The sequence below is a fragment of the Arthrobacter gandavensis genome (assembly GCF_015355785.1).
GTDB classification, from domain to species: domain Bacteria; phylum Actinomycetota; class Actinomycetes; order Actinomycetales; family Micrococcaceae; genus Arthrobacter_B; species Arthrobacter_B gandavensis_A.
In genome coordinates this window covers 178,222-193,063 of record NZ_JADKYW010000003.1, presented here as the reverse complement: position 1 = coordinate 193,063, position 14,842 = coordinate 178,222, and the positions used below count along the sequence as shown (strand labels likewise).

The window sequence follows — 14,842 nt, the reverse complement described above, 5'->3', positions numbered from 1 at the left end:
CACGCGGAGAGAAATGACGCTAGGAACGAAGAGGCAATGGTGACCAACCCGAATCTTGTGAACGCCACGGCGGGCCAGAGACTGGCCGCCCGCGCGGTGGACAGCGTGCCCCTGGTGGTTCTTGTGCTGGTCGCAGCGCTCGTTCCGGGCCAGCCGGCCCTCTTCCTGAGCGCTGCCGCCGCTGCCGGTTACCTGGCCTGGACCTGGCTGTGGGAAGCACGCAGCGGACAGACTCCAGGCAACCGGGTCCTGGGGCTGCGTACGGTTAACGAAGACGGCCTGGCTCCGGGCTTTACCGCTGTCCTGGTCCGCAACCTGCTCCTGACTGTCTCAGCCGTTACCGTGGCCGGCCCCTGGATCATGACCGTCTCCAACCTGTGGGACCATCCCACCCGCCGCCAGGGCTGGCATGACAAGGCGGCCCGTACCCTCGTTGTCGATATCCGGGCCGGCCGGGACCCGCTCCTGACCGGCGGACGCTGGGCCGGGGCCGCAGCGCCGGGGCCGGTCCCCGCCGCCGCACCGGCCACCGGGTGGGTGCCGGAGCCTTCGACGACGCCGGGGCCTTCGGCGCCGCCGCCCGCGGCGCCGGCCGGGCCGGCTGAGCCAATCAGCAGCGTACCCGGGGCCCGCGGCACGACTGAAGCAGCCGCGGCCGCAACGCAGACCGCTGTGGGCATCCCTGCCGTGGAACTGGAGGAGGAAGAGGACGTTGAGCTGACCCGCATCGTGTCCCGCGGGCAGGGGGCCGGATGCCGGTTGGTGTTCGACGACGGCGCCGCCGTCCGGGTCACCGGCACCGCCCTGCTGGGCCGGAACCCCGCGGCGGCCATCGGCGAGACAGTGAATCAGCTGATCGACTTCGCGGACATGGGCCGTTCCGTGTCCAAAACCCACCTGCATCTGCAGTCGGACGGTTCAACCGGGCTCTGGATTACTGACCGCGGGTCCACCAACGGCAGCTCGATCGTGGCTCCGGACGGCCGGCACGAGGCCTTGGCGCCGCACAGTCCCGTGCTCGCGCCGTCGGGCAGTACGGTCTACTTTGGCGACCGCCACTTTACCGTCGGCTAGACCTTCGGCGGGGCATTTCGCCGCCCCTTTGCAGTCAGCCCACCAATCCCGTCAGGGGCGCGGCTCGGGAGCCAGCTCCGCCGCCAAGCAGGCGTAGGCCTCCAGCGGATGGGGTTCTCCCGGAACCTGTTCGGAGGCGTAGCGCACACCCAGGGACTGGGCGGGGGCCGTGCCAATAAGGTCCGCACGAGGGCCCGCGGAGGCCAGCGCGGACGATGCCGGCCGACCGGCAAGGGCCTCCGGACCGAAGAGGGCTGCACCGGGAACGGCCGTACCGGTGAACCGGGCAGGCCGCAGCAGATCGCGGTATCCGAGGCCGTAAGCCAGCACGGCAGTGCGTGCCCGGGCGCTGTGCATGGCCCACAGGAATTCATCCAGCCCGGCGTCATCCAGCGGAGCCCGGGCACCGGCCAGCAGCTCGACGCTCTCCACTACACCGGTGCGGGTCCGCTCCACGGTGACCACGGCAATCGAGCCGGCAGCTTCCCCCGGACCGGACACCGAACCCGGGGCGGAACCAAGGACCACCAGCCGGCTGGGCAGCGGGGCCCGGCCGTAGCAGTAGTCGGAGAAGGCAGCGGCGTCCCACGTTTCGCTCGCCGGCTCGTACAGTCCCCAGCCCACGGGCGATGATCCGGTGACGGCTTCAAAGACGCGTTCGGTGAACGTTCCGGCCCGGGTGGAGAGCGACGCCGGGTGCACCACGGCCGCGCGGACGTGGAAGTAGGCGCTGGGGCTCCGTTCCGCGGCGAGGAAATCGTCCGCCACGGTGCCGGCGGGCTGCAGGGCGCCGCCGTCCCAGGTCTGGGCCCGGCCTGTCACGGCGTCGAAGAACCCGCCGTCGGAACCGGTGGCCATCCAGGACGCGCTGTCGCCGTTGAACAGGGCGGACAGCGGAAGCGTGAGGGCGGACGCGGAGGGAGTCAGCAGCACGAACCGGCGGCCGGACTCCACCGCTCCGGCGTGGGCCCGGGCGAGCCAGGGACTCAGGCCGGCCACCGGCTGGTCGCAGAAGACCATCGCAGTGGACGCGGTGAGGAAGTCGTACGCAGAATCGTGCATCAGGAACGCGCCCCGTCAGGGAGGAGGACCACGCCGCCGGTTAGCCGCGCCAATGTGTGGCTGAGCGCGTCAGCCAGCCTGCCGCCGTCGGGCACCCCGCCGGTGGCATGAATCTCGAGCCACCACAACGGTGCCGCGGACCCGGTGCCCTCGGCGGTGAAGAACTCCGGAACCGCGGATCCTGCCGGTGCGCTGACGTCTGCGCCGGAGTGCAGCCGCAGCACTTCGCCCGGCAGCCGGATGAGGCGGGGGAGCTCCAGGACCAGGGGGACACTGTCTGCGTCCAGTATTTCCAGGACCTGACCGGCCGCGGCTTCGCGCATGCTCTTCTCCGGCATGGTCTCGGCGAAGGCCTGGACCACGGTTCGGCGGTCCGGTTCGCCGGTGCTGACCACCACCCACCGCGCACTCACTGGCCACCCACGGGTGCCACGTCGCCGGCCGGATCATTGAGGAACAGCTGGATCATCTGCACCGGACGTCCGGGCTGGATCAGCTGGGCGCGTCCGGGAGGCAGCGTACGGGCCCGGACACCGTTGATCAGGCCTCCCTCGGTCCGGTCGCCGGAGAGGATGAGGGCCGCGCTGCCGGAGTCCCGCAGAGCGGTGAAAAAGGATTCATACATGCCGCGGCTGGCGCCCCGCACCCTGCGCGAGAGCACTGCGTGCAGTCCGATCTCCGGTGCCAGCGGAAGGTACGGCGTGAGGCGTGCGAGCGGTGAGGAACCGCCGGCCGTCAGCACGTCATAGTCGTCGATCACCAGGACCACACGGGGGGCTGCCGCGATTTCCTCGGGGGAGGCACCCACGCGTTTCTCGAGCTCGGATCCGACGGCGGCCGCCAGCTTCTCGGCCAGCGCCGCGCTGGTTGCGTAGCCGCCCAGATAGTCCTCCTGCACCTCGCCGGCGAGTGCCCGGCGGGGATCGAAGACAGCAAAGACGATGTTCTCGGCGGTGTGCTGGGCGGCGAGGGTTCGGACCACGCTCCGAAGCACGTTGGATTTGCCCGAGGCATCATCGCCCATGACCACCAGGTGGTGCTCACGGCCCTGGAAGTCCAGGTTCTCGGTCCCCAGATCGGTTTCCCGCAGTCCCAGCGGCACCAGGCCCGGCACGGACGGCACCGCTGCGGGATCCGCCGGTGCCACGGCAGGCAGCACACGGACCGCCATCGCCCGGCCGTCGGTGGACGCGGCGACGGCAGCCACCAGGTCCCGCGTTCCCTGGATTGCGGACCCGTCATCCGGGTTCCCGTCAATGCGCGGCAGGGCGATGTGGCCCTGCAGTTTGCGGTCTGTCAGTGCCCGGCCCGGGGTGCCGGGGCTCAGGGCTTCGGCCAGCTTGCGGCCGTGCGCGGACTCGCCGGGATCGGCCAGTCGCAGCTCGATCCGGTTGCCAAAGAAGCTCTGCTGAGCAATCCGGATTTCATTCATGCGCGAGCAGGTGACCACCACGTGGATGCCGTAGCCGCCGCCGCGGGAGATCAGGGCATGGACGGACTTTTCAATATCCTCGAACTCGTCTGACAGTTGTCCGTATCCGTCGACCAGCAGCACGATGTCCGCGCTGGAAAGCTCGGGAATCCTGCCCTGGGCATGCAGGGTTCGGAGCGTGCCGAGCGAATCGATCTGGTACTTCTCGAAGATCCGCTCGCGCTGGTTCAACATACCCAGTACCTCGTCCACGGTCCGGCGGACGACTTCCCGGTTGGTGCGCACTGCCACGCCGCCTACGTGGGGGAGTCCTTCCAGCGGGAGCAGTGAACTGCCGAGCAGGTCCACCGCATAGATCCCCGCTTCGGACGGTGTGTGGGTCAGGGCGAGCGACGCCGCAAGAGTGCGCAGGGCGGTGCTCTTGCCGGTGGAAGGCCCGCCCACTATGGCGGCGTTCCCGCCGTTGGCGGCCAGGTCCAGGCTCCAGATGCCCTGCCACTGCTTGGCCGGGTCATCCAGCAGGCCGATCGGGATGGACAGGTTACCGCCGGCGTTCAGCCGCAGCCCCTGGCTGGTGGTGAGCACTCCGCCGGCAGCGGTGTCCAGCGCCAGGCCGCGGGGCAGCGGCGGCAGCCAGATGGGGTCCACGGCGCGCGGGAAACGGGCCAGGGTGTCCATGAGGGTGGAGAGCACGGTAGGCCCGGTGGTGCGTTTGGCTGACGACGCCGAGGCAGGCGCGGGAGCGCCGCGGTCCCCGGGAGACTCCAGCGAAGCCGCGTAGCGGGGAACTTCGAGGACCGGCGGCTGTTCATCCGCCTCCTCTTCTGCGGGGGCAGCTGCGTCTTCCAGCGGGCCGGAGACATATCCGGCCTTGAAACGGGTATAGGTGGTGGTGTCCACCTTGAGGTAGCCGAAGCCCGGCACGGGCGGAAGGTGGAAGGCATCCGGCGTGTCCAGGACAGTTCTGGACTCGGATTCGGAGAGGGTCCGCAGGCCGATCCGGTAGGAGAGGTACGTGTCCAGGCCGCGCAGTTTGCCGCCCTCGATCCGCTGGCTGGAGAGCAGCAGGTGCACGCCGATGGACCGCCCGATGCGGCCAATGGAAAGGAAGAGCTCAATGAAATCGGGGCGTGCGGTGAGCAGTTCACCGAATTCGTCGATGATGACCACCAGATGAGGGAGCGGCGGGAGGTCCTCGCCCTGGCCCTGGCGGTGTTTGCGGTGCAGCTGGTAATCGGTGATGTTAGCCAGGTTGCCGGCGTCCTTGAGCACTTCCTGGCGGCGCTGGATTTCGCCGGACAGGCTGGCATAGACGCGTTCGATCAGGCTGACGTCATCGGAAAGGTTGGTGATGACGCCGGTGACCTGCGGCGCGTCGGCGAACGGTGCGAAGGTGGCTCCGCCCTTATAGTCCACCAGGACCATGGCCAGCAGTTCCGGCGGATGCGTGGCCAGCAGGCCGACCACCAGGGAGCGCAGCATTTCGGACTTGCCGGATCCGGTGGCGCCAACGCAAAGGCCGTGCGGGCCATGGCCAAACTGTGCTGATTCCTTGAGGTCAAGCAGCGCCGGACGGCCGCGGTCGTCAGCCCCGAGCGGTACCCGGAGGAAGTCCACCTCGCTGCGCGGCTGCCAGAGCCTGCGGATATCTGCCTCATCCAGCCGTGGAGAGAGGCCGAGCATGTCCAGGAACCCTTCGGAGCTGCCGGTGCTCTCATGTTCCAGGGAATCGGGGGAGAGCCGCAGCGGAGCCAGGCTCCGGGCGAGGGATTCGGCGAGCTCCACGGGAAGGGAGTCCAGCGTGCCGCTGTCCAGGCGCGGCTGGACCGGATCCTCGCGGTAGTTCTCCAGCAGGAACCCCGAGTCGGTTTCGGAAATGCGGACAGCCACCTCGCCCGGCTCCTGCCCTCGGTCCGCTGCAAGGTAGAGGGTAGTGATGCCCAGCTGGCCCGGAGCGGCCTGCCGGTCCGGCAACGTCAGTTCGGACGGCAGCACGCCGTAACTGTCCGAAACCACCAGCAGGCGCGGAAGAGCTGAGCCGATTCCGCCGCGCAGGAAATTCTTCCGGGCCTCGGCGGCCAGGTTGGAGCGGCGGGAAAGGTCGTCCTGGACCAGGTCGGCCAGCGAATCCATGCTGGGCGCGATCCGGCGGACGGGACCGGTGGGGTGGGTTCTGTCCTGGTCCGCCAGGTGAGGCAGCCAGGATGCCCACTCCCAGTCCGCGCGCGTCTGCTCAGGGGAGACCACTGCCAGGTGCAGGTCTTCGGGTGAGGAGAACGCCGCAGACTGGAGTACCAGCAGGCGCGCGACCCGGAGCACGAATTCCCGGGAGCCCACCACGCTCACCGATCCGGCGCCGTCCAGCGGAACCGTTACCGGCAGGTCGGGACTGGCCTCATAGCGCCTCTTGAGGATCTGCAGTTCTGCGGTCATGAAAGTGTCGTCGCGGGCAAGCGCAGACCCCGAATCCATCACCGTGATCTGCCGGTTGTTCCGGGTGCCGGTGCCAATCCTGGTGCGGAGGAAATCTTCGTTGTGCCGGCGGCGTTCCCAGACCCGGCGGTGGTTGCGGATGATGTCGAACAGCGCCTCGGGCGGCGGATTGGCTGCGCGCGCGACGGCTGCTGCCTCCTGTTCCTGGACCCGCAGAGTGGTGCGGCAGCGCTCAAGGTACTCGAGGTAGTTTTCCCGCTGTTCCCGGCGGGCGCGTCCCTGTTTTCCGCGCTGGCTGACCATCATCACGATCGAGGCGAGGATGGTCACGATCATCATGAGCGCACCGACGGCGGCGAGCGGCGAGCCGCGGAAGAGCATCATCACGGTCATGGAGACGCCGGCACCGAGCAGCGGCACCAGCGACATCATATTCATGCCGCCTTTTCCGCCCTCGATCTGCGGCGGCGCGTCCAGGGTGAATGCTTCCATGCTGCGTGCCGGCGGGGTAGTGCGGGCGGGGCGGTGCAGCAGTTTCACGCTCATACCCGGGCCCTCCTCCCGGAACTGTTCTCCGCTTGCCTGGCTGCGGCTGGCTTTCCGGGCCGGCCGGGCGCGGAAGATGCAGCCGCGAGTACCCGGGCGGCCAGTTCGGCGGCCTGCAGCCGGGCGGCGCGGGACAGCAGGCGGGGCTGGATCTCCACGCCTGCGGCCAGGTGGGCGTCATAGTCCAGCACTGCGGCGTCTATCCCGGAACGGGCCAGCCTGCGGGCCTCGGCGGCGGGTTTGAACGGGCTGCGGGCGGGACGGGTGAGCAGCACCAGCAGCGGCACCTGTCCCAGTGCCGGGTTCCTGCGCCAAAGCTCCGCGGCCTGCACCGCATCGTCGATTCCGGCCACGCTGGCCGGGGTGACGAAAAGGGCCAGGTGGGAGTCGGCCAGGGCCCACTGCACGGCGTCGGATCCGAGGCCCGCCGGGCAGTCGAAGAGTGTGACCGGGCAGTACCGGGACAGTACCCGGGAGAGGTGGGTGGCGTCGTCGTGCGTGGCTTTCCCGGCTCCCGCCGCAGACCGCCGCCCGGTGACCAGCAGGTTTTCCGGACCGGGGGATGCCACGATGTTCCGCACTTCGGCGAGCGAACCCGGGATGGTGCGTGCCAGCCTGGATGCGGCGGCGTCCAGGGAAGGTGCATCCGGCGCTGCGAGGCGCAGCGCGAGCGTTCCGGCTTCGGAGAGGTCAACAGCGGCAGCGGCGTCGGCGCGCAGGGAGGAGTAGGTTCGTGCCAGCAGGGCAGCGGCCGTGCTCCGCCCGGCACCCCCGCGGAAACCCGTCACCGCGATCCGCCGGCCGGTTGTCACAGGACGCTGCACGCCCGCGGCGGCTTCTGCCAGGGACTGAGGATAGTCGTCTCCGCGGAACATGTCCGCAGTCTGCTGCAGCAGGCGGCGTGCTGGCCCTTCCGCCGGGCGGGTGCGCAGCGTGCGCCGGAGGCGCTGGGGCGTGGATTCGAAGCCGTCGCCCTGGGCGGTGGCAGGCGCCCCGAAACCGTTCCCGGGAGTTATCTGTGTCATCTAGAAGCTCTCCAGCAGTTGCGCGAAGATACCGAACATTCCGGCCGCGAGCGGGACGGACGCGAGGATTGCGAGGGTCTCCAGCCGCTTTGCGGCCAGCCGGAACCTCGCCTGGGCATGGTCCGGAAGGTCCAGGGACAACGCGACCCAAACGGCGGCGGCGAGCACCAGCACAATGACCCCGGTTGCCCAGGGCTGGTCCGTGAACCAACGGCTGCCCCCGGCCGCGAGTGCGGCCAGCCCGACGGCGGTGGCGGCGTAGAGTGCCAGCCGTTCCGGCGCCAGCGGGAAGGCCCGGGCCCGCAGGAACACCGCCAGCGTCAGCACCGCGAGCAGCGGCAGCGACCAGGCCTGCTGGGTTGTATCCGTACCGAGGATCCACAGCGCGAGGGCAGCGGAAGCGGCGGCGGCTGCGGTGCCGGCCACCAGTCCGCCGTGCGCCGAAGCGATGGCCTCGAGGGCGTCGGGGCGTCCCACCTGGCCGCCCTTGGCCCGGCGGTCATCCAGTGCCGCCAGTCCGGAGGCGGCCAGAGCCAGGCCCGGAAGCAGGCCGAGCAGCAGTACGCTGGCGATCCCGGCGAGGGCAGCAGCCTGGACGGCGGTACCGGTGAGGACCACCGAGGCACTCCAGAATGCTGCGGTCAGAGCCGTTACCAGCGCGCCGCTGTACATGGCCCTGGGGCGGTGGTTTGCTGCGCCGAGGGCCAGGAGTGTTGCCGCGGTGGACCCGGCAAGAAGCAGACCGGCGCGCGCGTAGTCGCCGTCGGCCCCGCCGATGAATCCCGCTGCGTGGAGGGAGGCTCCCAGCCCGACCAGCCAGCCGGCTCCGAGGGCGGCGGGTCCGGCTGGAGATGAGGGGCTGCGCCGGCAGACCAGGATTCCTGCTCCGGCAGCCAGAACGGCGAGGGCGGCGAGCAGCCACCAGGCCGCCTCCGGAGCGGTCGCTGCGATGATTAGTTCGGCACCGGCCCAGAGACCGCCTGCTGCGAACACACCGGCGGTGGTGTTTTTCCAGGTCCTGGTCCATCGTCCGCGAACTGCCTCGGTTTCGGCGACCACCAGGTCAGTGACGTCGTAGACGACCGGCGCTGGCGGGGCTTCGGACGCATTGCACAGCGCAAGTGCAGTGCCATCCAGCACCTCGGCCTGGGCAAGGGTGTCTGTGGGAGTGAGTTCGGAGCCGTCCGGGGTGACGAGGACCTTGGCGGCTACGTCCTCGGCAGGCTCGTCGCCCAGGAGATCCAGTACCTGCGGCAGGAGAGCCGCAACCGGCTGGTCCGAGGGCAGCAGCAGATCCAGATGGCGCTGCCGGCCTACCAGCGTTACCCGTGTGTAGGCATGCGCCATGGCTGCCAGGCTCCTGTCTCGTGGCTCAGGTGTTCATTGCGTGTGTCTTGGGGTCCCGAACCGCCGGCGGCCGGTCCCGCTGCACTTCCGCCGTCGTGCCATGGACCTGCTGCGGTGCTTTGCTGCTGCTGTTCCTGCTTGGCGCGGTTCTGCTCAAGCAGGTTCGTGACGAACGAGTAGCCTACGCAGACGGCTGCAATAAGGGCGGCCACGGCAACGCTGAAGAGGAACAGCTTCACGGTGTCCGCCCAGCGGCGTTCGTTGGGGTTTCCCCCGTAGAGCAGGGCTGTAAGCAGCCGGTTTCGGCGGACGGCAACAGACTCAATGAGCTGGTTGTCGTAGTCGCTTGCCATGATGCATGTCCCCTCAATCACAAGTACGCTACATATCCTTACATGCCCCGGGCCGATTACCGGCGCGGCCGGGCGGTTATCCACATGGGTAGTTCTCCCCATTGCGGGTCGGAGGAAGTGCGGCTTGTATGAGGGGGTACCGCGCGGAAGCCAGGCCACTCTGTGTGGCCTGGACGGCCGGAGCACCGGCAGCGGGGGGAATGACCGGACGAATGGCACGCAGGTGCCGGAGGTGGTAGACGAATGAAATTTGATATGGGGTCCTCGACCCTGGGCACACTGACGCAGCAGACGGGACACTCCAATGAGGACCTGGGCCAGCTGGTCCGCAACCTTATGGACGCCGTCACCCCGCTCCAGGGCAAGTTCAACGGCCAGGGCCGGGTGCGCTTCGATGAGTTCAAGGCCCGCACCGATGAGATCGCCAATGAGCTCAACAGCTCCCTGTCGGCGATTCTCATGGGCCAGTCGGAAATGGACCGTTCCTTCCAGATGGGCGACCAGGAGTCCGCGGACAACGCAGCCCAGCAGCAGGGCGCGGCCAGCTTTGACGCCGCACGCTTTGGCTCCTCGCGCTAACTCCGTCCCCCTTTCCACAGTCTTAGAGAAGGAATTGCCATGTCCCAGGACCGTTTGAGCTATGACACCGATACTTCCGCTGCCGTGCAGGGAGACATCCAGGCCATTGTTGCCCGGCTTGAGTCCCTGATCGGCGAACGCGAGAAAGCCGTGAACGCGGCTATGTCCGACTTCCAGGCGGACGGCGTCTCCGAGGAGTACCAGGCGGTGGAGAACCGCTTCCGCAATGCCGCCAACGAGACCCGCAACATCATCGCACTGGTCAAGCAGACGCTTAACCTGAATGACCAGACGGCGTCCAGCGCGGGCTCCCGTGCCAGGAGCGCTGTCCAGAACATTGGCTAGCCGGTGAGCTACAACGTCAACCCCGGCGCCGTGTCCGGAGTCCTCCAGCAGGTGGCACCCCTGCTGGAGGAATACGGTACCGAATTTGCTGCCGTGGGGGAGAAGATCAGCGAGCTGGCCACGGCCTGCATGGCTGAGCCGGTGGCAACCGAACTGGGTTCCCTCACCGAGAAGCTGATCAACCCGGCTTTCACCAACATTGCCGGACGCTCCTCGAACGCTGTGAACGCGGTCAACAACGTCTTGGCTATCCTGCTCGAATCAGACGGGCAGATGGCCAGTGATGCCCGCGAAGCGTCCATGCGTGCCGCCCAGTCCGCGGCGGACGATCCGCCTCCGGCTCCTGAACCTGCCGCCCACTACGGGCCGGGACCGCAGCCCCTCTAAGCCGGCCGCAGGCCCAACCAGCACTCGTATCCAGTTCAAACCCGGGGGAAACCATTGAGCATCGACATCGCAGCGTTCGAGGCTGTGCTGCCGGATCCGGAAGTGATCCGCGCCGCGGCTGCCGCGCTGGTCAGCGCGGTCGGCGACGTCGTAGGAACCGCTGAGGAGTCCGCCGCTGCGTGGGGACACCTGCAGTCACCGGACGTGTATGACATTGCCGGTTCCGAGGTGGTGTTCAACGCCTTCCGGCCGGTTACGTCCTCCGCCGCCGATCTCGATGCGGACGTCGGTACCGTCGACAAAGCGGTGCTGGCCTACGCGGATACCGTGGATGCCCTGAAAGTGCGGCTGGACGCGGTGAAGGCAGACGCCGCCAACTTTTTCTCCCGGATCCGTGGACGCAGCCAGGACGACTGGGACGACGACGAAGGACTAATCCAAGCCGAGCAGAACATAATCGGCGACCTGAACCGGCTGTACTCGGACCTTCAGGAAGCCCAGCGCGTCTGCGCCAACGCGATCAGTGCCATCTACGGCGGCCCGAAGTATGTGCGGACCACTGAAGAAGGCGCCGGAACAGGCGAAGTGGAGTTCGGCTTCAGCGGAGAACAGCTCGATGCCGCTGCGGTGGAAGGCAACGTTCCCTGGGGGCAGCCCACCGAATGGGACAAACCCTGGTACCGGGACGCCTGGGACGGCGTGGCCTCCTTTGGAAAGGGTGTTTGGAGCGGTGTCACCGGCACCGTCACCGGGCTCGGCAACATGGTTGGTCTCGGCGGCGCGGAGGCCTTCGAACAAACCTGGAAGGGACTGGGGAACCTGGCGGTGAATGTCGCCATCATGACCAGCCCCGTAGTCCAGGTTGCCCTGCACGCCAGCGGCAACAGTGACCGTGTTCAGCAGGCGCGGGATGAACTGCTGGCGGTTGGCAAGGCCGCCATCCACTGGGATGAGTGGCAGACCGATCCCGCGTACGCCGCCGGAGCGACGTCGTTCGACCTGGCTACGATCCTGCTGACGGCCGGTGCAGGTGCCACGGCGAAGGTCGGTTCCGTGGCGGGGAAGATCGGCGATGTAGCCAATGCCTCCGGCAAGGTCTCGGCCGTGGTGAATGCCGCCGGTATCGGGAAGGTAGCCGGGGTGACGGTGAAGGTTACCGACGCCGCACAGGCGTTCAAGATCAATGCGATCACCACGGTGGTGGATACCTCCCGCGTGACCGTGGGGAAGGTCGGCGCTGCGTGGCAGGCAGCGGATCAGTTCCTGATCGACTCGGGCCGGGCGGCTGTGAACAAGGTGGATGCCGCGCTGGCCAACGCCGGCCACGGCCGCTTTGGCACGCCTGCGCCCGTCGGTGCCGGCGGGGCAGGCCCCCGCGTCGTGGCCTTCACCCCGGATACTCCGCCGGCCCGTACCGGCGGCGGTTCGGGTACCGGCTCCACGGTCCCGCATTCCACGACGACGCCGGATGCCCCGGTGCGTACGAACGTTCCTGAGCCCTCCGGCAACGGCCGGTCATCTGCACCGGATGCCCCGGTGCGCGGCAACGGAACTGGTGCTGAGCCGCCGTCAGGCAGGCCCGGGCATGCCGTGCCGGAGGACCGCACGCCGTCAGGAAAGACAACGGATACTTCTGCTCCAGCGGCGCACGTTGACGTCGACGACGCACGACCGGGTGCGAAGGGCGATCCCGACGATGTGCGCCCTGGTGCTGCAGCGGTTGACGATGCTGCCGGCGGACCACGGAACGGTGACGCTGATGCGCCAGCGTCAGCTGACGCGCCGGACGCGCCGGATGCGCCGAATGCACCAGCGCCCAAGCCCGTTGTGCACTACGACGCTGAGGGCCGGGTAGAGAGGGTGGACCTCGGGGACCGCACGCATACTGTGTCAACGCGGAACGACCAGATTGCGCAGCTGCAGCGTTCCCTGGATCCTGCGACGTGGAAGAACACCGACGATTTCCTTGCGACCCATCTTCCGTCGGCGGAGTTCCAGGCCCTGGAGGGGCTGCGCGGCCCGGACGGTAAGCTGCCGCCGAATGTGGTGGAGACGCAGGTCGCTGATCTGTTGGAGAAGGCTTTCGACGGCGAGACCCGCGGACCTGTTCGCCCCGGTGCCGGCCCGCTGGAGAACGCACTGCGCGGAATCCCGACCCGCTACTACTACGACCTGACCGATGCGCAGGCGATCCTGGTCCACGACGTCCGGCATCTGCTGGGCAGCGGGGACATCAGCCAACCGTTCCAGAAAATCATGGGGGCTGAGGATGCCCGCATAGTCCTGGCCAATCAGGACCGCTATGCAGGCAGTATGGGCGGGTTCATCTCGCAGGCGTCGGACACGGCAATACTGCGGACCGTGGACGAGATCATTCTCGGCCTAAGGCTGGATTACGCCCTTCCGAACAACGGCGGAATGCCCTACAAGGTGGGAGAAACCGAAGCCGTGTACGCGGTGCGTTTCCACGCGCAGAACGCAGCCCCCATACACATCCCGGACTATTCCAACCATCTCCGCGTCGAGGAGCTGCGCCGTGACCGGGTCGCAGAGCAGGTCAGAGAGGCCAACGGAGCCCTCACGCCCGAAGATATTCGGCTCATGGAGCAGGATGTCGCAACCTACCGGGAACACGCGAATACCGAAGGGGGAGCAGAAACACTTGCTGACCGCGCGGAATGGCCGAACACCGGTCATGGCCTCACGAGCAGCAGGGTTGAAGCTTTGCCTGTGGTGCCGGAACTCAAGGTCGACAGGGGTGTAATAATGGAATCGGGTGCGGAAATGTGGCGGATCGACAGGGACGGAAACGAAGTATTAGTGGGAGTCTTTAATCAAAAAACTGGATGGATGAGCCCGTAATTATGTGGAGAAAAGACGGGACAAAACTCACAGGAAATTACGGGACATGGAAGGGGCGAGAATTTGAGCTGTGGTCGCTGAAGCCATATGAAGGGTATCTGACCTTGGTGCAGAACGGCGGCGATTCGCCAGGACCGGAATGGCACACTGCAACCTTTCCGAACCGAGTTGCAAAAACGCCCCTTGCCCACAGCTTGGATGTCCCGGCAGACGAAGTTACCAACCGACACAGCGTCGAGGTGACGGGGAATATGGGTCCGGGACGTAACTTTGTGCTCATCGCGGAAGATGATGATGGGAATCTGGCTGTGGAAAGCATTGACCCGATGGCTGCGCAGTACAAGCGCCAACTCATCAACAACCACAATTTCAAGCCGTTTAGCGAGAATGAACCGTTGGAACACGTATTTGTCGGTGGCTGGCTTCCCGCAGACCGAGTTCGGGATATCAGAGTAGAAACTATTCCATATGGCACTGACTGATTGACCTACCGAAGGGTAGTAATGACTTTTTTGCAGAAGGCGTTGAGTCCGGCGCAGGTTGAGTTCCTGGTAGGTGGTAACCGGGATACGGTTTCGGGGTTTGTGGTGAACGCCGGGGATGCTGTGAATGCGCGGACGCCGGAGGACTTGTTTGCTGTTCATGGCCTGGATTTCCCGGGGTCGCCGTGGGACCGGGGCGCCGGGTACGTTGATGTGCTGCGGTTCCAGGTGCCGTTGTCCGTGTATGTGCACGATGCGGCGGATCCGGAGTTTGTGGACCGTCCGCCGTTCACGGGGACGGGTTTCGCGGCGTGGTCCGGTGGTGTGGTGCCGTCGTATTTCCTGGATGAATGTGCCATTCCGCCGGGAGCCGAGCTGTGGCGTATCCGGGCCGGGCAGCCCGAGGAACTGATTGCCGTCTATTTTGAGGTGGCGACCGGCTGGGGTGTGTCCGATGCCTCGGGGATTTCCCGGCCTGGTGCGCATAGCCCGTCGCACATTATGGGCTGGTCCGCGGTGTGGCAGGGGCAGGTGTTCCGTGCTGATTTGGTGAACGAGGGCCGTTCCGTTGAAGTGGCGGCTGCGTCGGATCCCGGGGTGGAGGGTTTTGAGCGGACCCCGAAGGGGGTTTGGCGCCGGACGGTGGGGCTGGGGGAGATCCAGGACTTCTATGAGCTGCTGGCGACGTGTTCGTGGCAGGGTGAACCGTTCCGGATTACGGATGTAGCCCAGGGTGAGGACGGGCAGCTGTACCGGTTGTTCTATACGGGGCATAACGCTGACCGGGCTGAGGCGTTGGGGCTGAATAAGGCTGATGCCGGGGTGTATTGGACGGTGGTGCCGGCCTCCCAGGTGCAGGATGTTCAGGTGGTCCAGAATCGGTTGCCGTCCCTGGCGTTCCGGGGGTGACCAGGT

The 14,842-nt window shown here is 67.1% G+C and carries 13 protein-coding genes; 7 read left to right on the top strand and 6 right to left on the bottom strand.

Annotated elements, in window-relative coordinates:
• The first annotated feature begins 36 nt into the window (after nt 1-36).
• Nucleotides 37-1,074 carry an RDD family protein gene (locus ITX31_RS02335; protein ID WP_194781878.1) on the top strand — a complete coding sequence of 346 codons (1,038 nt, stop codon included), beginning with the start codon at nt 37-39 and terminating at the stop codon, nt 1,072-1,074.
• Between the two features lie 51 nt (nt 1,075-1,125).
• On the opposite strand, the gene ITX31_RS02330 is transcribed toward ITX31_RS02335, so the two are convergent.
• From ITX31_RS02330 to ITX31_RS02305, 6 genes are read right to left on the bottom strand one after another with little or no spacing between them, the layout of a single operon-like run.
• A complete protein-coding gene (locus ITX31_RS02330) occupies nt 1,126-2,136 on the bottom strand; it encodes a DUF6177 family protein (RefSeq protein WP_194781877.1) in 1,011 nt (336 codons plus the stop codon).
• On the bottom strand, nt 2,136-2,549 hold the full coding sequence (locus tag ITX31_RS02325) for a hypothetical protein (protein WP_194781876.1): 414 nt from the start codon (nt 2,547-2,549) through the stop codon (nt 2,136-2,138). Before ITX31_RS02325 ends, ITX31_RS02330 begins: the two co-directional genes overlap by 1 nt.
• A complete protein-coding gene (gene eccCa / locus ITX31_RS02320) occupies nt 2,546-6,547 on the bottom strand; it encodes a type VII secretion protein EccCa (protein ID WP_194781875.1) in 4,002 nt (1,333 codons plus the stop codon). The genes ITX31_RS02325 and eccCa overlap by 4 nt, the downstream gene beginning before the upstream one ends.
• Complete coding sequence (locus ITX31_RS02315; protein ID WP_194781874.1) at nt 6,544-7,572, bottom strand: hypothetical protein; 1,029 nt, start codon at nt 7,570-7,572, stop codon at nt 6,544-6,546. Before ITX31_RS02315 ends, eccCa begins: the two co-directional genes overlap by 4 nt.
• Nucleotides 7,573-8,919, bottom strand: coding sequence for a type VII secretion integral membrane protein EccD (gene eccD, locus ITX31_RS02310; protein ID WP_194781873.1), 1,347 nt, complete (start codon nt 8,917-8,919; stop codon nt 7,573-7,575).
• Entirely contained in the window at nt 8,895-9,272 is a 378-nt protein-coding gene (locus tag ITX31_RS02305) for a hypothetical protein (RefSeq protein WP_194781872.1), read from the bottom strand. Before ITX31_RS02305 ends, eccD begins: the two co-directional genes overlap by 25 nt.
• Nucleotides 9,273-9,515: 243 nt before the next feature.
• Between ITX31_RS02305 and ITX31_RS02300 the strand changes: the two genes are divergently transcribed.
• From ITX31_RS02300 to ITX31_RS02275, 6 genes are read left to right on the top strand one after another with little or no spacing between them, the layout of a single operon-like run.
• Nucleotides 9,516-9,851 carry a hypothetical protein gene (locus ITX31_RS02300; protein ID WP_055240353.1) on the top strand — a complete coding sequence of 112 codons (336 nt, stop codon included), beginning with the start codon at nt 9,516-9,518 and terminating at the stop codon, nt 9,849-9,851.
• 39 nt (nt 9,852-9,890) lie between these two features.
• Nucleotides 9,891-10,196 (top strand): pore-forming ESAT-6 family protein, encoded by a 306-nt coding sequence (locus ITX31_RS02295; protein ID WP_055240354.1) that lies wholly within the window; start codon nt 9,891-9,893, stop codon nt 10,194-10,196.
• Between the two features lie 3 nt (nt 10,197-10,199).
• Nucleotides 10,200-10,583, top strand: coding sequence for a DUF6507 family protein (locus ITX31_RS02290; protein ID WP_194781871.1), 384 nt, complete (start codon nt 10,200-10,202; stop codon nt 10,581-10,583).
• 54 nt (nt 10,584-10,637) lie between these two features.
• Entirely contained in the window at nt 10,638-13,445 is a 2,808-nt protein-coding gene (locus ITX31_RS02285) for a hypothetical protein (protein WP_194781870.1), read from the top strand.
• Entirely contained in the window at nt 13,430-13,927 is a 498-nt protein-coding gene (locus ITX31_RS02280) for a hypothetical protein (RefSeq protein ID WP_194781869.1), read from the top strand. Before ITX31_RS02285 ends, ITX31_RS02280 begins: the two co-directional genes overlap by 16 nt.
• 21 nt (nt 13,928-13,948) lie before the next feature.
• On the top strand, nt 13,949-14,836 hold the full coding sequence (locus ITX31_RS02275; RefSeq protein ID WP_194781868.1) for a hypothetical protein: 888 nt from the start codon (nt 13,949-13,951) through the stop codon (nt 14,834-14,836).
• Nucleotides 14,837-14,842: the final 6 nt, after the last annotated feature.